Raw genomic sequence first — 19,125 nt, forward strand, 5'->3', positions numbered from 1 at the left:
ACGACTGCATGATCGGCGGAAACGGGCCGGGTGGGGGGTGGTGGGATCGGGGGGTGAGGGCGGCGGGGTGGGTGAAGGCCGGGACGGGTGGACGGGATCTCGTGCTGGCGTGCGCCTCCCTGGTTGGCGGGGTGGTCCTGTACGGGCTGGGCACGCAGCCGCAGCTGTCCTGGCACCCGGACCTGCCGAAACCATTGTTCCTGCTGCCGCTGGCGGTGGTCTGCACGGCGGTGGGCCTACGCCGGGTCGCCACCCGGGCCAGCCTGGCGCTCGGCACGGTGGCGGTGCTGGCCGACCTCGCGATGGGCGGCTCACTGGCCACCGTCCTCGTCTACACCCAGGTGCTCTACGACGCGTGCGTGTTCGGCTCGGCCCGGACCTGGCGCCGGCTGCTCCAGGCCACGATCGGGTTGAGCGTCCTCGGCACGGCGGTGGGGGTGCTGCTGAGGGGCGACTGGCGGGGCGTGGGCATCGGGGCGCCCGTGGTGCTGGCCGGGGTGCTGCCGGTGCTCACCGGGATCAGCGTGCGGCAGTACCGGGACCAGGCGGTCGCCGAACGGGCCCGGGCCGAGCAGACGGCCCGACTGGTGGAGCTGGACCGCCGGCAGGCCGTCGGCGCGGAGCGGGCCCGGATGGCCCGGGAGCTGCACGACGTGATCGCCAACCACCTGAGCGCGGTGGCCATCCACGCCACGGCCGCGCTCTCCGTGCCCGGGCTCGACCGGTCGCAGGTCGAGTCGGCGCTGCGGGTGATCCGGGAGAGCAGCGTGCAGGGGCTGGGCGAGATGCGGCAGATGATCGGCCTGCTGCGGGAACCGGCGGAGGGCGGGGCGGCCGTCGACGCCACCGACGAGACGACCCGGGCGCGGCTCAGCGAGGTCGACGCTCTCGTGGACCGGGTCCGCGCCGCCGGACTGACCGTCCGGGCGACCCGGCGCGGCGAGCCCCGCGCGCTGCCGGTCGGGGTGGACCTGGCCGCGTACCGGATCGTGCAGGAGTCGCTGACCAACGCGCTCAAGCACGGCGCCGGCGAGGCCGACCTGCTGGTCGCGTACGAGCCGGCGGGGGTGGTGGTGGGCGTGGAGAACCCGGTCGGCGCCGGCCGGGACACGCTGACCGGCGCGGGCGTCGGCCTGATCGGGATGCGGGAGCGGGCGGCGCTGCTGAACGGCCGGTTCGCCGCCGGCCCGGCGGGGGGCCGCTGGCGGGTACGGGTGGAGCTGCCGACGGAGGTGGCGCCGTGACGGGACGGGGCGTGGCATGGCCGAGGTGATCCGGGTGCTGCTCGCCGACGACCAGCCGGCGGTGCGGGCCGGGCTGGCGCTGATCCTGGCCGGGGCGGCCGGCGTCGAGGTGGTGGGCGAGGCCGAGGACGGCGCCGAGGCGGTCCGGCTGTGCCGGGAGCTGCGTCCGGACGTCGCGGTGCTGGACGTGCGGATGCCCCGGCTGGACGGCATCTCGGCCACCCGGGAGATCGCCGCCGACCGGCTCGCCGACGTGCTCGTGCTCACCACCTTCGACGTCGACGAGTACGTCTTCGGGGCGCTGCGGGCCGGCGCGGCGGGCTTCGTCCTCAAGGACATCGACGCGGCGGGGCTGGTGGCGGCCGTGCGGACGGTCGCCCGGGGCGAGGGGTTCATCGCCCCGGCGGTCACCCGCCGCCTGATCACCGAGTTCGCGGCGACCGCCCCCACCACCTCCGCCGCGGCCCGGCAGGCGGTGGACGCGCTGACCCCCCGGGAGCGCGACGTGCTGGCCTGTCTCGGGCTCGGCCTGTCCAACCAACAGGTCGCCGACCGGTTGGCGATGGCCGAGAGCACCACCAAGACCCACGTCAGCCGGATCCTCGCCAAGCTGGACCTGCGCAGCCGGGTGCAGGCCGCCATCCTGGCCCAGGAGCTGGGACTGCCCGTCCCGCCGCCGGCCTGACCCACCGCCGCAGGTCGGGGCGTGTCAGGCTGGGGCGGTGAGCGAGCCGGGCGGGACGGAACTGTCGGCCACGCTGCGCCGGATCGAGCGGGCGGCGGGGGCGCTGGCCAGCGCCAGCGTGGCCCGGATGGACGAGACGCTGCCCTGGTTCCGCGACCTGCCGCCCGACCACCGCTCCTGGGTGATGCTGGTGGCCCAGGCCGGCGCCCGGTCGCTGGTGCAGTGGCTGCGCGACGGCGGCGGCACGGCGGACAGCACCCAGGAGGTCTCGGACGAGGTCTTCGCCACCGCGCCGCAGGCGCTCGCCCGCTCGATCAGCCTCCAGCAGACCGTCGCGCTGGTGAAGGTGATGATCGACGTCGTCGAGGAGCAGGTGTCGCACCTGGCGGCGAAGGGCGAGGAACAGCAGCTGCGCGAGGCGGTGCTGCGGTTCTCCCGGGAGATCGCCTTCGCCGCCGCCCGGGTGTACGCCCGGGCCGCCGAGTCGCGCGGCTCCTGGGACGCCCGGTTGCAGGCGTTGCTGGTGGACGCGCTGCTGCGGGGCGACTCGCCGGACGTGCTGGCGAGCCGGGCGGCGGCGCTCGGCTGGGCGGACGCCCCGCCGGTGGCGGTGGCGGTCGGGCGCTCCCCCGGCGGGGAGGTCTCCGCCGTGCTGCACACCGTCCACCGGCAGGCCCGGCGCATCGGCACGGAGGTGATCGGCGGGGTGCACGGCGACCGGCTGGTCATCGTGCTGGGCGGCGCCGCCGACCCGGTCGCGGCCACCGGCAAGCTGCTCGGCGCCTTCGGGGACGGGCCGGTGGTGGTCGGTCCGGCCGTGCCGAGCCTGGACGAGGCGACCGAGTCGGCGCGCGCCGCGCTGGCCGGCTTCCGGGCCGCACCGGCCTGGCCGACCGCGCCCCGGCCGGTGCCTGCCGACGACCTGCTGCCGGAGCGGGCGCTGGCCGGGGACGCGGAGGCGCGCCGGCGGCTGCGGCACGACGTCTACGCCGCGCTGGTGCGGGCCGGCGGGGAACTGCTGGAGACCCTGGACGCCTTCTTCGCGGCCGGCGGCACCCTGGAGAGCGCCGCGCGCTCCCTCTTCGTGCACCCGAACACGGTGCGCTACCGGCTGCGGCGGATCTCGGACGTCACCGGCTTCTCGCCGCTCGCGGCGCGGGACGCCTTCGCGCTCCAGGTGGCCCTCACCGTCGGCCGGCTCGACCCGGTGGTCCCGGTGGTACCAACCCAGACAATGACCCCGAACGCCGGTAAAACATCACACATAGGTGATGATCGCCGCCGATTTTTGTAGGAACCCTCCAAAGGTTCTAGTGCGGTTTGGTCGGGGGCGGCACAGCGCTACCCGCGCGTATCCGGGAGAGTCATAGGAGTGCTCGCCGTACTCTCGCCCGGCCAGGGTTCCCAGAAACCCGGCTTCCTGACTCCCTGGCTGGACCTCACCGGCGCCGAAGCACGTCTGCGCTGGTGGTCGGCGCTGGCCGGGGTCGACCTGGTGCACCTCGGCACCGCGGCCGACGCGGACGAGATCAGGGACACCGCGCGGACCCAGCCGCTGCTGGTCGCCGCCGCGCTGCTGGCCGCCGAGCACCTGCCGATGTACGACGTCACGCTCACCGTCGGCCACAGCGTCGGCGAGCTGGGCGCGGCGGCGCTCGCCGGGGTCCTCCCGGCGGAGGCGGCGATCACCCTGGCCGGCGTACGCGGGCGGGAGATGGCCGCGGCCTGCGCCCTGGAGCCGACCGGGATGGCCGCCGTGCTGGGCGGGGACCCCGACGAGGTGCTCGCCTCGATCGTCGCGCACGGGCTGCACCCGGCCAACCGCAACGGCGCGGGCCAGTTCGTCGCCGCCGGCTCCGTCGAGGGGCTGGAGAAGCTCGCCGCCGAGCCGCCGGTGAAGGCCCGGGTGATCCGCCTGAAGGTGGCCGGCGCCTTCCACACGCCGTACATGGCCCCCGCCGAGACGGCGCTGGCCGCCGTGGCCGCCGGGATCACCCCGAGCGACCCGGCCCGGATCCTGCTGTCGAATCTCGACGGGGCCGCGGTCAACCACGGGCGTGACATGGTGCAGCGCCTGGTCCGCCAGGTCACCGCGCCGGTGCGCTGGGACCTCTGCATGCGTACCCTGGCCGACCTCGGGGTGACCGGCGTGATCGAGCTGCCCCCGGCCGGCACCCTCGCGGGCCTGGTGAAGCGGGAACTGAAGGGGGCCGGGGCCCCCGAGGTGGTCACCCTGAACACCCCCGACGACCTGCCCGCCGCCCGGGACCTGATCGCCCGGCACGGCATGGCGCCGGGCCACGAGCCGACCATGCACTTCCGCGTGGTGGTGGCCCCGTCGGCCGGCACCTTCGAGCCGGCGCGGGAGCTCACCGAGGGCGACACGCTCCGCACCGGCCAGGTCGTCGGCCACGTGGCCACCCGGCAGGGCCCGGTCGAGGTGAACGCCCACGGCAGCGGCGTGCTCACCGAGTGGCTCGCCCACCACGACGACCCGGTCGCGCCGGGCCAACCGCTCGTCCGCATCGGAGGTCACGCATGACCGGCAGTCGGATCGTCGCGTTGGGGCACTACCAGCCCTCCCGCGTGGTCACCAACGACGACATCGCCCAGCTGGTCGAGACCAGCGACGAGTGGATCCGGGACCGCGTCGGCATCGTCACCCGGCGGATCGCCGACGGCGAGACGGTCGCCGACATGGCCGCCGCCGCCGCCGGCAAGGCGCTGGCCAACTCCGGGCTCACCGCCGCCGACATCGACCTGGTCGTGGTGGCGACGTGCAGCTCCGCCGACCGCAGCCCGAACGTGGCCTGCCGGGTCGCCGCCAAGCTCGGCATCACCGCGCCCGGGGCGTTCGACCTCAACACGGCCTGCTCCGGCTTCGCGTACGCGCTGGGCACCGTGGACCACGCCATCCGGGCCGGCGCCTCGCGCAACGCCCTGGTCATCGGCGCGGAGAAGCTGTCCGACATCGTCGACTGGACGGACCGCTCCACCTGCATCATCTTCGCCGACGGCGCCGGGGCCGCCGTGGTGTCGGCCGTCGGCGAGGGCGAGCCCGCCGGCGTCGGCCCGGTGGTCTGGGGCTCGGTGCCGGAGAAGGGCGACGCGGTACGCATCGAGGGCTGGCGCCCGTCCATCCAGCAGGAGGGGCAGTCGGTCTTCCGCTGGGCCACCACGGAGCTGGCGCCGCTGGCCCGGCAGGCGTGCGAGCGCGCCGGGGTCGACCCGTCGGAGCTGGCCGCCTTCGTGCCGCACCAGGCCAACGCCCGGATCATCGACGGCATCGTCAAGCGCCTCGGCATCCCGAACGCGATCGTCGCCAAGGACATCGTCGAGTCCGGCAACACCTCGGCGGCGAGCGTGCCGCTGGCCCTGTCCAAGCTGGTCGAGCGGCGGGAGGTGCCCTCCGGCGCCCCGGTGCTGCTCTTCGGCTTCGGCGGTGGCCTGACCTACGCCGGTCAGGTCGTCCGCTGCCCCTGAAAGCCCCTCCGGCCGCCGCGCCGGGGAGTGACGGTCGGCGTCGTCGGCCGTCGAATGATCCACGATGAGAGGAACCAACCGCAATGACCCGTGACGAGATCACCGCCGGCCTCGCCGAGATCCTCGAAGAGGTTGCCGGGGTGAACCCGGACGACGTGGCCGAGGGGAAGTCCTTCACCGACGACCTGGACGTCGACTCGCTCTCCATGGTGGAGGTCGTGGTGGCGGCCGAGGAGAAGTTCGGCGTCAAGATCCCGGACAACGAGGTGCAGAACCTGAAGACCGTCGGGGACGCCGTCAGCTACATCGAGGCGCAGTCCTGATCATGGCTCACACCGACGTCGTCGTCACCGGGCTCGGCGCGACCACCCCGCTGGGCGGGGACGTCGCGTCGACCTGGGACGCCATGCTCGCCGGCCGCTCCGGGGTGGGTCCGCTCACCCAGGAGTGGGCCGAGCAACTGCCGGTCCGGATCGCCGCCCGGCTCGCGGTCGAGCCGACCGGCCTGATCGACCGGGTCAAGCTCCGCCGGCTCGACCGTTCCGAGGCGATCGCAATCATCGCGGCGCAGCAGGCCTGGGCGGACTCCGGCCTGGCCGACTCCGGGCTGGACCCGGAGCGGCTGGGCGTCAGCGTCGGCTCCGGCATCGGCGGCGCGCTGACGCTGCTCGCCCAGGACGACATCCTGGAGGCGTCCGGCCCGCGGCGGGTCTCCCCGCACACGATCCCGATGCTGATGCCGAACGGCCCCGCCGCCTGGGTGGGGCTGGAGCTGGGCGCGAAGGCCGGGGTGCACTCGGTGGCCAGCGCCTGCGCGACCGGCGCCGAGGCGATCGCGCTCGGCATGGACATGATCCGTGCCGGCCGGGCCGACGTGGTGGTGGCCGGCGGCACCGAGGCGGTCATCCACCAGCTGCCGATCGCCGGGTTCAGTTCGATGCGGGCGATGTCGACCCGCAACGACGAGCCGGAGCGGGCCTCCCGGCCGTGGGACAAGGGCCGCGACGGCTTCGTGCTGGGTGAGGGCGCGGGCATCGTGGTGCTGGAGCGGGCGGAGCACGCCGCCGCCCGGGGCGCCCGGGTCTACGCCCGGCTGGCCGGCGCCGGCCTCACCTCCGACGGCTACGACATCGTCCAGCCGCACCCGGAGGGCGAGGGCGCGATCCGGGCGATCGCGAAGGCGATCGCCGACGCGGGCGTCGCCAGGGCGGACATCGTGCACGTCAACGCGCACGCCACGTCGACCCCGGTCGGGGACGTCGCGGAGATCACCGCGCTGCGCGCGGCGCTGGGTGACCACCCGGTGCTGACCTCGACCAAGTCGATGTCCGGTCACCTGCTGGGCGCGGCGGGCGCGCTGGAGTCGATCGCCACCATCCTGGCGATCCGCGACAGTGTCGTACCGCCGACGATCAACCTGGACGACCCCGACGACGGGCTCAGCCTGGACGTGGCCGCCAACGAGGCGCGCCACATGGACATCCCCGCCGCGCTGAACAACTCGTTCGGCTTCGGCGGGCACAACGTGGCTCTCGTCTTCACGCGGGCCTGAGACCACAGCCATGGAGGCTCACGTGACCACCACCGCCGTTGGCGTGGACGCTTCGTCCGTCGCGGACCATCGGGATCCGGAGGTTCGGCTCCGGGCGTTGTTCGACGCGGGTTCGTTGCGGCTGTCGGTGCCGCGGGACACCTCGGGTGTGCTGTGGGCGCGCGGTGAGGTCGAGGGTTCGCCGGTCGTCGCGTACGCCACGGACGCGACGCGGATGGGCGGGGCGATGGGCACCGAGGGGTGCCGGCACGTCGTGGACGCGATCGACACCGCGGTACGGGAGCGGGTGCCGGTGATCGGGTTGTGGCACTCGGGTGGTGCGCGGTTGGCCGAGGGCGTGGTCGCCCTGGACGCGGTGGGTCAGGTGTTCGCGGCGATGGTGCGGGCCTCGGGGCGGGTGCCGCAGATCTCCACGGTGCTGGGCCCGGCGGCCGGTGGCGCCGCGTACGGGCCGGCGCTGACCGACATCGTGGTGATGAGCGGAGCGGGTCGGATCTTCGTGACCGGCCCGGAGGTGGTCCGCAGCGTGACGGGCGAGCAGGTCGACATGGCCCGCCTCGGTGGGCCCGAGCCGCACGGCCGCCGTTCCGGGGTGGTCCACGTGACCTGCGCCGACGACGAGACGGCGCTGGCCGAGACGCGCAAGCTCGCCGCGCTGCTCGGTCGGCAGGGGCGCCTGTCGCCCGACGACGTGTCCGCCCAGGACGAGGGGGGACACGACCTGACGGCGAAGATGCCGGTCGAGACGAACCGGGCCTACGACGTCAAGCCGGTGGTGAAGGCGCTGCTGGACGCCCCCGGGGTGGAGCTGCACGCCAAGTGGGCGCCGAACGTGGTGACCACCCTGGGTCGCTTCGCCGGGCGTACCGTCGGGGTCATCGCGAACAACCCGCTGCGCCTGGGCGGCTGCCTGGACGCCTCCAGCGCCGAGAAGGCCGCCCGGTTCGTGCGCATGTGCGACTCCCTCGGCGTGCCGCTGATCGTCCTGGTCGACGTCCCCGGCTACCTGCCCGGCCTGGGCCAGGAGTGGGACGGTGTCGTCCGCCGGGGCGCGAAGCTCCTGCACGCCTTCGCCGAGGCCGTCGTGCCCCGGGTCACCCTGGTCACGCGCAAGGCCTACGGCGGGGCGTACATCGCGATGAACTCCCGCTCCCTGGGCGCCACCGCGGTGTTCGCCTGGCCCAACGCGGAGGTCGCGGTGATGGGCGCCGGCGCCGCCGTCAACATCCTGCACCGCAAGAAGCTCGCCGCCGCCCCGGCCGAGGAGCGCGAGGCGCTGCGCACGCAACTCGTCGAGGAGCAGACCCGCATCGCCGGTGGCGTCAACCGGGCCCTCGAGATCGGCGTCGTCGACGACGTGATCACCCCGGCCGAGACCCGCCGCCGCATCGCCGAAGCCCTCGCCGCCGCCCCGGCGGCCCGGGGCGCGCACGGCAACATCCCGCTGTAGCCGCACGTACCGTCGTGGGGCCCGCGCTCAGCACGAGCGCGGGCCCCACGCGCCGTTCAGCCCCGGTTGCGGGGGTGCTGGCGGGCGGTCCGCTCGTTGCCCCGGCGGTAGTTGCCGGTCCACCGGGCCATCACGAGCTGCGGGTCGTCGTCGACCTCGGCGAGGAACTCCGCCGCCCGGCCGCCGCGCAGGGTGCCCGCCGCCCGGCCGTGGTGGGTGATGACCACCGTGCCGTCCGACCGCTCGTCGTACGCGAAACCCTCAGCCGTCCCCATGCACGCGAGGGTGCCAGTCGGGACCGCCGGACGCGACCCGGTTTCCCGCTTGACTCTCCAGCGGCTGGAGACAGGAGGCTTCTCGACCTGCTCCCGCCCACCGCCCGGTCCACCGGCGGCCCCCGTTCCCGCCCACGGTGCCCGCCGTGGAGTGGCTGGTGGCCGCCCTGCGCGCGGCACCGTAGATCAACCGGATTGACGCCGCCGCCCCGCGCCGCTTTGATGAGCCGGCTCTCGTCGTCAACGGGGAATGGACACCATGCGACGTCGTACCCGCGCCGCCGTGCTCGCGGCGCTCGCCATCGGACTGACCGGCGGCTGCGCCGACGGGAAGGAGGCACCGTCGGCCGGTGGCTCCCCGTCGGCCTCGCCGAGCGTCACCGCCTCCCCGGTGACCCCCGGCCCGCCCTGGCACGACGAGGTGGTGGCGGCTCCCGCCGGGACCACGGTGGGCGGCAAGGGCACGCCCTGCGAGCTGCCGGTCACCTTCTCGGTGCCGGCGAAGTGGAAGGTCGAGGCGGTGAAGGGTTCGGCGAAGTTCGGCGAGCCCCGCCTCGGCAAGGCCCTCATGTTGTGCGAGATCGACGCCCGGCCGACCGGCTCCACCGGGTTCCTGCGGGTGTGGCGGGTCGACGGGGTCGCCGGCGGCGCACAGCAGCACCTCAAGCACTTCCTCGACGCCTACGCCCCGGAGGCCGCGGACGCGGAGTACCGGCGGGTGAAGGCCGGCACCGTCGACGCCGTCGAGGCGAGCTACTCCAAGGAGGCCGGCGGCACGGTCCACGACCGGGCCATCGCGATCTCCTCCCTCTACGGTCCGATCGTGCTGAGCCTGGACACCTCGGACCCCGTGGAGCTGCTGCCGGCGTACCAGCTGGTGAAGCAGTCGGCCCGGATCAACCGGGACTGACCCGGCTCAGGCGCCGCAGGTCGTGGCGGGCAGGCCGGACACCGGCACCGGGGACCGACCGCCCGGTCGGGTCTTGCCGGCCAGCACCCCGGCGAGGGCGGTCATCGACGCCCGGCTGGAGGAGTAGGTCGCCAGGAGCGTGGGCGACTTGGCCTTCGCCAGCACGTACGGGGTGTCCATGGCGACCGTGACGGCGGCGTCGGCGCGCAGGTCGCCGGCGCCGTCGCCGTACCCGACGAGGTGCACCACCGTGCCGCCGCCGGCCACCACCTTCACCCCGGCCGCCTTGAGCGCCTCGGTCAGCGCCGCCCGCGTGTGCTCGCGCCCGCCGGAGGAGGTCACGGTCACCGGCCCCCGTACGCCGCCGCCGCAGGCGCCCCGCAGCACCGTCACCGCCGCCGCGGCCAGGTCCTCCGCCGCCTTGCGGTGCGCCGGGCCGGCCAGCGTGGACAGCTCGGGCGTGGGCCGGTCGGCCAGCTTGAACTTCATCGTCAGCACCCGGGTCGCGGCCTCGACGAGGCGGGTCCGGGGCAGCGACTTGTCGCGGAGCGCGGCGAGCAACCCGTCGTACGCCTGGCGGACGTTCGGCGGCATGAGGATGAGGTCGTTGCCCGCCTTCAGGGCCCGCACGGCGGCCTCGCCCGGTGACCAGCGCTTGGCCGGCGGCATGTTCATCCCGTCGGTGATCACCACGCCCTGGAAGCCGAGCTGGCCGCGGAGCACGTCGGTGAGCAGCTTGTGCGAGAAGGTCGCCGCGGTGCCCGGGTCCACCGATCGCGCGTCGAGGTGGGCGGACATCACGGCCATCGTGCCCGCGTCGATGGCGGCGGAGAAGGGCGGCCACGCCCCGGTCTCCAGCGTCCGGCGGGGCTGGTCGAGCACCGGCAGTCCCTCGTGGGAGTCGGCGGCGCTGTGCCCGTGCCCCGGGAAGTGCTTGACGGTGGCCGCGACGCCCGCGGCCTGCAGGCCCCGGACCGCGCCCGCGACCTGCCCCGCCGTCACCTTCGGGTCCGCACCGTACGACCGGGAGCCGATCACGGTGCTGCGGGTGGCGAGCACGTCGGCGACGGGGGCGAAGTCGAGGTTGATCCCCATCGCGGCGAGTTCGGTGCCGGCCGCCCGCCAGGCGGCCTCGGTCAGCTCCGGTCGTCCGGCGGCGCCGGCGGCGAGGGCGCTGGGCAGCAGGGTCACGCCGTCGGTGATCCGGGTGACCACACCGTGCTCCTGGTCGGTGCCGATCAGGAAGGGCGCCGGCCCGGCGGGCAGCCGACCGGCGGTCGCGCGCAGGCCGTCGGTCAGCGCGCGTACCTGCTTCGGGTTGTCGACGTTTGTCGTCTCCTGGTTGCCCTTGGTCGGGTCGTCGGCGCTGAAGCCGACCAGGATCAGCCCGCCGAGCCGGTACTTCTCGACCATCTGGGCGGGGGTGTCCACCCCCGCCAGCGCCTGGTTGCCGGCCGCCGAGCCGGGCGAGACCCGGGTGGCCGCGTCGCCGTAGGCGTACGGCATCAGCACCTGGCCGACGAGGTCCTCGTCGGCGAGCGAGGCCACGAGGGCGGCGGCGCGGGCGGCGGGGTCGGTGCCGGGGACGCTCGCGGCGGGTGTCGGGGTGGCCGGCGGGGCGGCGGCGCTCGTCGGGGCCGGATCGGGACGGCGGTCCGCCGGCCCGGAGCACCCGGAGACGAGCAGTGCGGTCAGGGCGGCGAGCGCGACGCCGGCACGTCGCGGGGTAGTCGACACGCGGCCCATCCCACCAGTTCACCCCTTATCGGGGCAACTTGACCTTCACCCGCCAGGATGAGTCGGCCCCGGTCCGGGCCCCGACGTCAGCCGACGCGGGTGAGCAGGGTCACCGGCGCGCCGTCGCCGGCGTACCGGTAGGGCTCCAACTCGGCGTCCCACGCCGTGCCGAGCGCCTTGTCGAGGGCGTGCGCGAGGGCCTCGGGCGCCCGCGCGCCCGCCATGATGCTGCGCAGGCGGTCCTCGCCGAGCTGGATGTCGCCGGCCGCGCCGACGCCCGCCCGGAACAGGCCCCGTCCGGGCACGTACATGAAGCGCTCGCCGTCGGCGCCGGGGCTTGGTTCCTCGGTGACCTCGAAACGGATCATGGGCCACTGCCGGAGGGCAGCAGCCAGCTCGGCGCCCGTCCCCGGGCGACCGGTCCACCCGCACTCGGCCCGGCGTGCGCCGGGGTCGACGGGCTGAGCCGTCCACTGCAGGTTGACCGGCGCGGCAAGGACGCGCGCGATCGCCCACTCGACGTGTGAGCACACGGCGAGCGGGGTCGAGTGGACGTATACGACGCCACGCGTTGGCACGGTGACCTCCCGGAGAGCGAGGTGCGTCTTCCCCTACGACCTCGACCACCCGAGTGGTTGCTGGAACACATGATGACTGGTGTGACGGATGATGCGCCAGGGAATCGGAAAATTCGCGGGTCGGAATAGTCGGACGAGCACCCCGGTTGACCCGTCACGACGCGATGACCAGCCAGGGACCGTGGTCGTGTACAGTTCCATCGGCGGCCTGTGCCGCGCACATCTTCCGCGGGCCCACCCACCAGGGTGTCGTCCGCACAGCCCCCGGACGTTCCGTCCTCCCGTACGTCTTGCAAGGAGTACCTCCGTGGCGAGCAACACCTCTAAGACCGCGCGCGCGTCAGTCCGGGCCGGCCAGGCTGGCCAGGGTGGCGCCCTCAGCGTGCTGGGCGAGTTCAAGTACCTCATCCCGCTCAACGGCGGCAAGCACGCCTACGTGCGGAACCTGACCAACGGCAAGACCGCGCACCTGCGCACCGACTCCGAGGCCTTCGTCGAGGAGATCCGGGTGCTGGCCGCCGCCGGCCACGCCGCGAAGATCCGCGCCGAGATCAACAACCTCAACACCACCCACCCGGGTGACGGCTGGGACGCCACCGAGAAGCGCCTCGTCGAGGCCGGCGTCTTCGAGGGCTGACCCCCCTCCCCCACGCAACACCCGAACCGCCCGCCGGGACCCCCCGACGGGCGGTTCGCGCATCCCGCCCCCTCCCTCCCCTCTCTCCGTCCCCGTTGATCATGAAGTTGTTGCGCTCCGCCCCGGCGTGTCGCGACAACAACTTCATGATCAACGAGGGTGGGGTGGGTGGGGGAGTTTTTTTACGGCTCTAGCAGGGTCACCTCGCCGGTGGTCAGGTCGTAGAGGGCGCCGGACACCGTCAGGCGGCCGGCGGCGATCGGGACGGCGAGCCGGTCGTCGGCGCGCAGGGCGGCGACCGTACGGAGCACGTGCCGCCGGACCGCCATCGGGTGCACCCGGGGGTCGTCGACGCCCACCTCGGTCACCGCCGGGGCGATCTGGTCGACGAGGTGGGCCAGCGCGCCGCCCGGCGACCGCCCGCCACGCAACGCGTCCACGGCGGAGGCCACCGCGCCGCACCGCTCGTGCCCGAGCACCATCACCAGCGGCACGCCCAGCTCACCGACCACGTACTCGATGGAGCCGAGCACCGCCCGGTCCAGTACGTGCCCACCGGTGCGGATCACGCAGATCGAGCCGAAGGTCTGGTCGAAGATCGCCTCCAGCGGCACCCGCGAGTCGATGCAGCCGAGCAGGACCGCGTACGGCTGCTGGTCGCCCGAGGCCGCCGCGGCGGCAGTGACGTCGTGGCCGTGCATCGGCTGGCCGCTGACGAAGCGGCGGTTGCCGGCGAGCAGCTCGGCCAGCGCGGCCCGGGGCGACCCCATGCCCCCAGCTTGGCGGGCCCGCTGGCCGCCCGGAGCGGGTTGCGAACCTTCTCACCGACATGGTTGCCGTGGTCTCATGACGGGTAGCCGGTGTTACCACCGGGTATCCCCGGTGTTGCGGTTCCGTGCGGCCCTGGGGAGGTGACGATGCCGGAGCACGTCGAGGTACGCCTTCCCGACGACGTACGCCTGCACGTCGAGGCGATTGGACCGGCCGACGCCGAGGTCACCGTCGTGCTGCTGCACGGCTGGACGCTGGACGGGCGGGCCTGGCACCGGCAGCTCGCCGACCTGCGGCAACGCTTCGGCGACGCGGTGCGGGTGGTGACCTACGACGCCCGCGGCCACGGCCGGTCGAGCTGCATGGCGCTGCCCACCGCCACCGTGGCCCAGCTCGGCGACGACCTCGCCGCGGTGCTGGACGAGGTGGCCCCGGCCGGCCGTGTCGTGCTGGTCGGCCACTCGATGGGCGGCATGACGATCATGGAGTACGCGCACCGCCACCCCGCGCACTTCGCCGCCCGGACGGCCGGGCTGGTCTTCGTCTCCACCACCGCCGAGGGGCACACGCACACCGCGTACGGCCTCTCGCCCCGGATCGCCCGGCTGATCCGGCTCGCCGAGACCACCGGGGCCGGCGTGCTGGCCCGGTGCGGGGCCTGGCGACCGCCCCGGGCGCTGCTGCGCGCGCTGCGTCCCAGCATCCGCTGGATGCTCTTCGGCGACCGCTGCGACCCGCACGACATCCGGCTGGTCACCTCGGCGGTGGCCCGCGCCACCCTCCGCTCGATCGGCGGGTTCCGCGCGTCCATCGGGGCGCAGCACCGGCTGGACACCCTCGCCGCGCTGGCCCACCTGCCGGCCGCCGCCCTGGTCGGCGACCGGGACCGGCTCACCCCGCCGCCCTGCGCCGAGTCGATCGCCGGCGCGCTGCCGGCGACCGAGCTGACCGTCTGCCCGGGTGCCGGGCACATGCTGATGATGGAACGCCCCGACGAGGTCAACGCGGCGCTCGGCGGCGTGCTCCGTCGCGTGCTCACCGCCCCCGGCGCCGGTGCCACCACCGCCGCCCGCGCGGACTGAACCGGGCCCGGCGGGGAGCGCGGCATCGGACCGGACCGGGCCCGGCGGGGAGTGTGACGCGGCCCCTGCGGGCGTGACGCGGGTTCCTTTCCCGCACCGGTGGCGCCGTTGGTTGCGTGCGGGCCGTACCCTCTTGCGGTTGGCCTGGCGCGGTTCGCACGGTTCGCGCCGCCCGCCGCCGACGTCAGGAGGAGCGAGCGGTGACCGACCAGACCACCCTGGAACAGGAGATCGCCGTCGAGCAGCGGCATCTCGACCGGGTGTACGCCCGACTGGCCGAGCTGCGCCGGTCGGCGGTCAGCGCCGAGAAGGAGGGCTACCGGCTCGCCCGGGTGGGCAACTTCGGGGCGCTGGTCGAACGGGACGCGATGGTGTTCCACGCCGCACGGCGGCGGCACATGCTGGACGCCGAGCACGAGGGCCTGGTCTTCGGCCGGCTGGACCTGCTCGACCGGCAGGTGCTGCACGTCGGGCGGCTCGGCATCCGCGACGACGACGCGTCCACCCTGGTGGTCGACTGGCGGGCCCCGGCCGCCGCCGCCTTCTACCAGGCCACCCCCGCGCAGCCGCTGGGCGTGGTGCGGCGACGCACGATCCAGTCCTCCGCCGAGCGGGTCACCCGGATCGAGGACGACCTGCTCGATCCCGTCGCCGCGCCCGCCGACATGGCGGTGGTCGGCGACGGCGCGCTGCTGGCCACGCTGTCGAAGGCCACCGGCCGGGGGATGCGGGACATCGTCGCCACCATCCAGCGGGAGCAGGACGAGGCGATCCGCTCCCCCGGCTCGGGCGTGACGATCGTGTCCGGCGGTCCGGGCACCGGGAAGACGGCCGTCGCCCTGCACCGGGCCGCGTACCTGCTCTATTCCGACCGCAGCCGGTTCGCCGGCGGCGGCATCCTGGTGGTGGGCCCGTCGTCGGTCTTCGTCGAGTACATCGCCTCGGTGCTGCCCTCGCTCGGCGAGGACACCGCCACCCTGCACTCGCTGGGCACGCTCTTCGTGGGCCTGACCGCCACCCGCACCGATCCGCCGGCGGTGGCGGCGGTGAAGGGCTCGCTGCGGATGCGGCGGGTGCTGGAGCGGGCGGTCCGGGACGCGGTGCCGGGCGGCCCGACCGAGCTCCGCCTGCTCTACCGGGGCGCGCTGCTCCGGCTGGAGCGCCGCGAGCTGGACGGCATCCGGGACCGGGCGATGCCCCGGGGCGCCCGCCGCAACGAGGTGCGCCGGGCCGGCTTCGACGGGGTCTTCGCGGCGCTGTGGGCGCAGGCCCGCAGGCTGGGCGTGGGCCGGCTGCCCGAGCAGCGCGCGTTCGAGGACGAGATCGCCGAGCGGCCGGAATTCCGGGAGTTCCTGAAGGCGTGGTGGCCCCGGCTGCACCCCCGGCACGTGCTGGGTTGGCTGGCCCGTCCGGACCGGCTGCACCGCTACGCCGAGGGGATCCTCTCCCGCGCCGAGATCCGGCTGCTGACCGACGCGTACCGCAGCCTCGACGCCGCCGGGCTGACGATCGCCGACATCGCGCTGCTCGACGAGCTGGACGCGCTGCTCGGCAAGCCGATGAAGCCCGCCCGGGCGAAGCGGGACCCGTTCCAGCTGGCCGGCGGGGTCCGCGAGCTGAGCACCTTCGCCGACCGGCAGCGTGCCGCCCGCGAGGCGGCGCGGGAACGCCCGGACGACTACCGGGAGTACGCGCACGTGGTGGTCGACGAGTCGCAGGACGTCTCGCCGATGCAGTGGCGCATGATCGGCCGGCGGGGCCGGCTGGCCTCGTGGACGGTGGTGGGCGACCCGGCGCAGACGGCGTGGACGGGGGATCCGGAGGAGCTGACCCGGGCCCGGGACCAGGCGCTGGGCCGGCGCAAGCGGCACCACTTCACCCTCACCACGAACTACCGCAACTCGGCGGAGATCTTCGCGGTGGCGGCGGCCGAGATCCGCCGGCTGCACCCGGACCTGCCGCTGCCCCGGGCGGTGCGCTCCACCGGCATCGACCCGGTCGCGCTGTCGGTGCCGCCGGCTGAGCTGGAGGCCGCGGTGGTGGCGGCGGCCGGCGCGCTGCTCGCCGACGTCGAGGGCACGGTCGGGGTGATCACGCCGGTGCCGCGCCGCGACGAGGTGGCCGGCTGGCTGGGCCGGCTCGGCGCGCCGCGTTTGCAGGTGGTGACCAGCCTGGAGGCCAAGGGCATGGAGTACGACGGGGTCGTCCTCGTCGCCCCGGGCGAGATCCGGGCCGACCCGGGGTCGGGGGTGCGGACGCTCTACGTGGCGCTGTCCCGGGCCACCCAGCGGCTGACCACCGTCGACCCGATCGGCTGAGCCGACGTTACTTGCATACATAGCGATGTGAACATAGATTGAACGCGAATCCGGACGCCTGACGGAGGGTGGGCGCGTGGGCGCAGGTCATGACCACCATCACGGGTCGGTGGCGAATGCCGCGCACCGCCACCGGGGCCGGCTCTGGGCGGCGTTCGGGCTGCTCGCCGGCCTCATGGTGGTGGAGGCGGTGGCGGCCTTCCGCACGGGCTCGCTGGCCCTGCTGAGCGACGCCGGGCACATGTTCACCGACGTGCTCGGCATCGGCATGGCGCTCGCGGCGATCGCCGCCACCCGGCGGGCGGGCGCCGACCCGCAGCGCACCTTCGGCCTCTACCGGCTGGAGGTGCTGGCCGCACTGGCCAACGCCGTCCTGCTCTCCGGCGTCGCGGTCTACGTCGTGATCGAGGCGGTGCGCCGCTTCGGCGACCCGCCGGTGGTGCTGGCCGGCCCGATGCTGGTGGTCGCCGTGCTCGGCCTGCTCGCCAACATCGGCGCCTTCGCGCTGCTGCGCTCCGGGGCGAAGGAGAGCATCAACGTCCACGGGGCGTACCTGGAGGTGCTCGGCGACCTGCTGGGGTCACTCGGCGTGATCGGGGCCGCCCTGCTGATCGCCACCACCGGCTGGTGGTGGGCGGACCCCCTGGTGGCGGTCGCGATCGGGGTGTTCATCCTGCCGCGCACCTGGCGGCTCGGGCGGGCCGCGCTGCGCATCCTGGTGCAGGCCGCGCCGGAGCACCTCCAGGTGACCGCGGTGCACGACCGGCTGGCCGCCGTGCCCGGCGTCGCCGAGGTGCACGACCTGCACGTCTGGACGCTGACCTCCGGAATGGAGGTGGCCTCGGCCCACCTGACCATGGCACCCGGCGCGGAGGTCGGCGCGGTGCTGGGCGCCGCCCGGGCCGCGCTGCACGACGACTTCCACATCGAGCACGCCACGTTGCAGATCGAGCCCGGAGCGTCGCGCGGGGCCTGCGGGTCGGTTGAGTGGTAATGAGGACAGCCTTAAATCTGGGAGAGTATTGTGCGCTTATGCCGGATTTGACTGTTAGTGGACGTACACCCTGCGTCACCTGCGCTGCATCAGTCACACCGGCACCGGTAGGCTCGGCTTCGGCCTCCGCCAGGCGGCACCCACCGGTGCCGGCGGTGGCCGCCGCCTAATCGCCCGGCGGGGCGAACCGGGGAACCAAGTTCGTGGGGTGCATCCGCGTCAGCGGTAGGGATCTTCCGTCCCGAACCCGTCAGCTAACCCGGTCGGCGGCTGACGGAAGGACACCTGCATGCCAGTGATGGCACCTGTACGACGACGTGCCGCCCGGACGGCGGCCCTGATCGCCACGATGCTCGCCCTCGGCGCCGCGGTGGCTCCGGTCACCGCCGCCCCGGCGGCGGCCGCCACCCGGGCCGGCCTGCTCGCCGCAGCTCCCGGCCAGGACGAGGAGGGCGGCACCCCCGCCCTGCGGGCCCAGTTGGAGGCCGCCAGCAAGGGCTACCTCGACGCCAAGCGCGCCCTGGACACGTCGGCCAAGCGGCAGCAGCAGCTCGCCACGCAGCTCAAGACCACCGAGGTCGAGCTGGCCGCGCACACCGCCAGGGTCGGCGAGATCGCGGGGGCGGCCTACCGCACCGGTCGGCTCAGCGTGGCGTCCGCCCTGCTCAACAGCAGCTCGCCGGACGGCTTCATGGACCGCGCCGCCGCCCTCGACGCGGTGGCCGCCAAGGAGGACCGGGCCCTGCGCGAACTCCAGGAGACCCGGGACGAGGCCACCCGCACCAAGCTCGCCCTGGACGGCGAGATCCGGGAGCAGCGCAAGCAGGTCACCGTGATGGCCAAGCGCAAGGAGCAGGCCGAACGGGCGCTGACGGTCGCCAACCGCGAGCAGCAGCAACAGCGGCAGCAGTCCACGGGGGCGGGCACCTCGCCGGGCGGCACCTCCAGCAAGACGGCGAAGGCGGCCCCGCGCAACTCCGACGGCTCCTGGCCGCGCGAGTCGTGCAGCGTCAACGACCCCACCCCCGCCAACGGCTGTATCACCCCGCGCACCCTGCACGCGCTCAACCAGGCCAAGGCGGCGGGCTTCACCCGCTACGTCTCCTGCTACCGCCCCGGCGGCTCGGGCGAGCACCCGAAGGGCCGGGCCTGCGACTTCGCGGCCCAGAAGGGCGGCTTCGGCGGCGACGCCACCGGCGGCGACCGGACGTACGGCAACAACCTGTCGGCGTACTTCGTGCGCAACGCCGACCGGCTCGCCGTGCTCTACGTGATCTGGTACAGGCAGATCTGGCTGCCCAGCAGCGGATGGAAGTCGTACAGCGGAGCCAACGGCGACCCGTCCAGCGACCACACCAACCACGTGCACCTGTCGGTCTACTGACGCCCGCGCCCCGGTCCCCCGCCCG

Annotated in this window: 18 protein-coding genes and 1 riboswitch; of the genes, 14 read left to right on the forward strand and 4 right to left on the reverse strand. The window is 74.5% G+C overall.

Features of this window, described 5'->3' with window-relative positions:
- Nucleotides 1-53 precede the first annotated feature (53 nt).
- The 8 genes from ACPXCB_RS16225 (at nucleotide 54) to ACPXCB_RS16260 (ending at nucleotide 8,414) form a co-directional block, all read left to right on the forward strand.
- On the forward strand, nucleotides 54-1,244 hold the full coding sequence (locus tag ACPXCB_RS16225) for a sensor histidine kinase (protein WP_425876223.1): 1,191 nt from the start codon (nucleotides 54-56) through the stop codon (nucleotides 1,242-1,244).
- Nucleotides 1,245-1,260: 16 nt separating this feature from the next.
- Complete coding sequence (locus ACPXCB_RS16230; RefSeq protein ID WP_327029238.1) at nucleotides 1,261-1,929, forward strand: response regulator transcription factor; 669 nt, start codon at nucleotides 1,261-1,263, stop codon at nucleotides 1,927-1,929.
- Nucleotides 1,930-1,966: 37 nt separating this feature from the next.
- Nucleotides 1,967-3,223, forward strand: a complete 1,257-nt coding sequence (locus ACPXCB_RS16235; RefSeq protein WP_425876225.1) for a PucR family transcriptional regulator — start codon at nucleotides 1,967-1,969, stop codon at nucleotides 3,221-3,223.
- Nucleotides 3,224-3,301: 78 nt separating this feature from the next.
- The gene (locus ACPXCB_RS16240) at nucleotides 3,302-4,471 is read left to right on the forward strand and encodes an acyltransferase domain-containing protein (protein ID WP_425876227.1); all 1,170 of its coding nucleotides are present in this window, start codon (nucleotides 3,302-3,304) and stop codon (nucleotides 4,469-4,471) included.
- On the forward strand, nucleotides 4,468-5,412 hold the full coding sequence (locus ACPXCB_RS16245) for a beta-ketoacyl-ACP synthase III (protein ID WP_425876229.1): 945 nt from the start codon (nucleotides 4,468-4,470) through the stop codon (nucleotides 5,410-5,412). The genes ACPXCB_RS16240 and ACPXCB_RS16245 overlap by 4 nt, the downstream gene beginning before the upstream one ends.
- 83 nt (nucleotides 5,413-5,495) lie before the next feature.
- Complete coding sequence (locus ACPXCB_RS16250; protein WP_007072348.1) at nucleotides 5,496-5,735, forward strand: acyl carrier protein; 240 nt, start codon at nucleotides 5,496-5,498, stop codon at nucleotides 5,733-5,735.
- Between the two features lie 2 nt (nucleotides 5,736-5,737).
- Nucleotides 5,738-6,964, forward strand: coding sequence for a beta-ketoacyl-ACP synthase II (fabF, locus tag ACPXCB_RS16255; protein WP_425876231.1), 1,227 nt, complete (start codon nucleotides 5,738-5,740; stop codon nucleotides 6,962-6,964).
- Between the two features lie 10 nt (nucleotides 6,965-6,974).
- The gene (locus ACPXCB_RS16260) at nucleotides 6,975-8,414 is read left to right on the forward strand and encodes an acyl-CoA carboxylase subunit beta (RefSeq protein ID WP_425876233.1); all 1,440 of its coding nucleotides are present in this window, start codon (nucleotides 6,975-6,977) and stop codon (nucleotides 8,412-8,414) included.
- 56 nt (nucleotides 8,415-8,470) lie between these two features.
- Here the strand turns inward: ACPXCB_RS16260 and ACPXCB_RS16265 are convergent, their stop codons facing one another.
- The gene (locus ACPXCB_RS16265; RefSeq protein ID WP_425876235.1) at nucleotides 8,471-8,689 is read right to left on the reverse strand and encodes a hypothetical protein; all 219 of its coding nucleotides are present in this window, start codon (nucleotides 8,687-8,689) and stop codon (nucleotides 8,471-8,473) included.
- 259 nt (nucleotides 8,690-8,948) lie between these two features.
- On the opposite strand from ACPXCB_RS16265, the gene ACPXCB_RS16270 reads away from it, so the two are divergent.
- A complete protein-coding gene (locus ACPXCB_RS16270; protein WP_425876237.1) occupies nucleotides 8,949-9,599 on the forward strand; it encodes a lipoprotein in 651 nt (216 codons plus the stop codon).
- Nucleotides 9,600-9,605: 6 nt separating this feature from the next.
- Here the strand turns inward: ACPXCB_RS16270 and ACPXCB_RS16275 are convergent, their stop codons facing one another.
- Nucleotides 9,606-11,345: a glycoside hydrolase family 3 protein gene (locus ACPXCB_RS16275; RefSeq protein ID WP_425876239.1), complete on the reverse strand. Its 1,740-nt coding sequence runs from the start codon at nucleotides 11,343-11,345 to the stop codon at nucleotides 9,606-9,608.
- A gap of 77 nt (nucleotides 11,346-11,422) precedes the next feature.
- Nucleotides 11,423-11,914, reverse strand: coding sequence for a DUF3145 domain-containing protein (locus ACPXCB_RS16280; protein WP_327029244.1), 492 nt, complete (start codon nucleotides 11,912-11,914; stop codon nucleotides 11,423-11,425).
- A 307-nt stretch (nucleotides 11,915-12,221) separates the two neighbouring features.
- On the opposite strand from ACPXCB_RS16280, the gene ACPXCB_RS16285 reads away from it, so the two are divergent.
- Nucleotides 12,222-12,551, forward strand: a complete 330-nt coding sequence (locus tag ACPXCB_RS16285; RefSeq protein ID WP_074313395.1) for a hypothetical protein — start codon at nucleotides 12,222-12,224, stop codon at nucleotides 12,549-12,551.
- Nucleotides 12,552-12,733: 182 nt separating this feature from the next.
- Here the strand turns inward: ACPXCB_RS16285 and ACPXCB_RS16290 are convergent, their stop codons facing one another.
- Nucleotides 12,734-13,321, reverse strand: coding sequence for a carbonic anhydrase (locus tag ACPXCB_RS16290; protein ID WP_425876242.1), 588 nt, complete (start codon nucleotides 13,319-13,321; stop codon nucleotides 12,734-12,736).
- A 147-nt stretch (nucleotides 13,322-13,468) separates the two neighbouring features.
- On the opposite strand from ACPXCB_RS16290, the gene ACPXCB_RS16295 reads away from it, so the two are divergent.
- The 4 genes from ACPXCB_RS16295 to ACPXCB_RS16310 all read left to right on the forward strand — a co-directional run bounded on the left by ACPXCB_RS16295 (nucleotide 13,469) and on the right by ACPXCB_RS16310 (nucleotide 19,100).
- The gene (locus ACPXCB_RS16295) at nucleotides 13,469-14,404 is read left to right on the forward strand and encodes an alpha/beta fold hydrolase (protein WP_425876244.1); all 936 of its coding nucleotides are present in this window, start codon (nucleotides 13,469-13,471) and stop codon (nucleotides 14,402-14,404) included.
- Between the two features lie 200 nt (nucleotides 14,405-14,604).
- The gene (locus tag ACPXCB_RS16300; RefSeq protein ID WP_425876246.1) at nucleotides 14,605-16,722 is read left to right on the forward strand and encodes a HelD family protein; all 2,118 of its coding nucleotides are present in this window, start codon (nucleotides 14,605-14,607) and stop codon (nucleotides 16,720-16,722) included.
- Nucleotides 16,723-16,798: 76 nt separating this feature from the next.
- On the forward strand, nucleotides 16,799-17,716 hold the full coding sequence (locus tag ACPXCB_RS16305; RefSeq protein ID WP_425876248.1) for a cation diffusion facilitator family transporter: 918 nt from the start codon (nucleotides 16,799-16,801) through the stop codon (nucleotides 17,714-17,716).
- 153 nt (nucleotides 17,717-17,869) lie between these two features.
- Nucleotides 17,870-18,001, forward strand: a riboswitch (cyclic di-AMP (ydaO/yuaA leader).
- A gap of 13 nt (nucleotides 18,002-18,014) precedes the next feature.
- Nucleotides 18,015-19,100, forward strand: coding sequence for a coiled-coil domain-containing protein (locus ACPXCB_RS16310; protein ID WP_425876250.1), 1,086 nt, complete (start codon nucleotides 18,015-18,017; stop codon nucleotides 19,098-19,100).
- Nucleotides 19,101-19,125: the final 25 nt, after the last annotated feature.

It is taken from the genome of Micromonospora sp. DT62 (assembly GCF_049847285.1).
GTDB lineage: Bacteria > Actinomycetota > Actinomycetes > Mycobacteriales > Micromonosporaceae > Micromonospora > Micromonospora reichwaldensis.

What these genes read in the sequence shown, in the direction of transcription:
- ACPXCB_RS16265 (WP_425876235.1), bottom strand. Translation starts at nt 8,689, where the DNA reads ATGGGGACGGCTGAGGGTTTCGCGTACGACGAGCGGTCGGACGGCACG.
- ACPXCB_RS16230 (WP_327029238.1), top strand. Translation starts at nt 1,261, where the DNA reads ATGGCCGAGGTGATCCGGGTGCTGCTCGCCGACGACCAGCCGGCGGTG.
- ACPXCB_RS16250 (WP_007072348.1), top strand. Translation starts at nt 5,496, where the DNA reads ATGACCCGTGACGAGATCACCGCCGGCCTCGCCGAGATCCTCGAAGAG.
- ACPXCB_RS16295 (WP_425876244.1), top strand. Translation starts at nt 13,469, where the DNA reads ATGCCGGAGCACGTCGAGGTACGCCTTCCCGACGACGTACGCCTGCAC.
- ACPXCB_RS16260 (WP_425876233.1), top strand. Translation starts at nt 6,975, where the DNA reads ATGGAGGCTCACGTGACCACCACCGCCGTTGGCGTGGACGCTTCGTCC.
- ACPXCB_RS16245 (WP_425876229.1), top strand. Translation starts at nt 4,468, where the DNA reads ATGACCGGCAGTCGGATCGTCGCGTTGGGGCACTACCAGCCCTCCCGC.
- ACPXCB_RS16310 (WP_425876250.1), top strand. Translation starts at nt 18,015, where the DNA reads ATGGCACCTGTACGACGACGTGCCGCCCGGACGGCGGCCCTGATCGCC.
- ACPXCB_RS16270 (WP_425876237.1), top strand. Translation starts at nt 8,949, where the DNA reads ATGCGACGTCGTACCCGCGCCGCCGTGCTCGCGGCGCTCGCCATCGGA.
- fabF (WP_425876231.1), top strand. Translation starts at nt 5,738, where the DNA reads ATGGCTCACACCGACGTCGTCGTCACCGGGCTCGGCGCGACCACCCCG.
- ACPXCB_RS16275 (WP_425876239.1), bottom strand. Translation starts at nt 11,345, where the DNA reads ATGGGCCGCGTGTCGACTACCCCGCGACGTGCCGGCGTCGCGCTCGCC.
- ACPXCB_RS16290 (WP_425876242.1), bottom strand. Translation starts at nt 13,321, where the DNA reads ATGGGGTCGCCCCGGGCCGCGCTGGCCGAGCTGCTCGCCGGCAACCGC.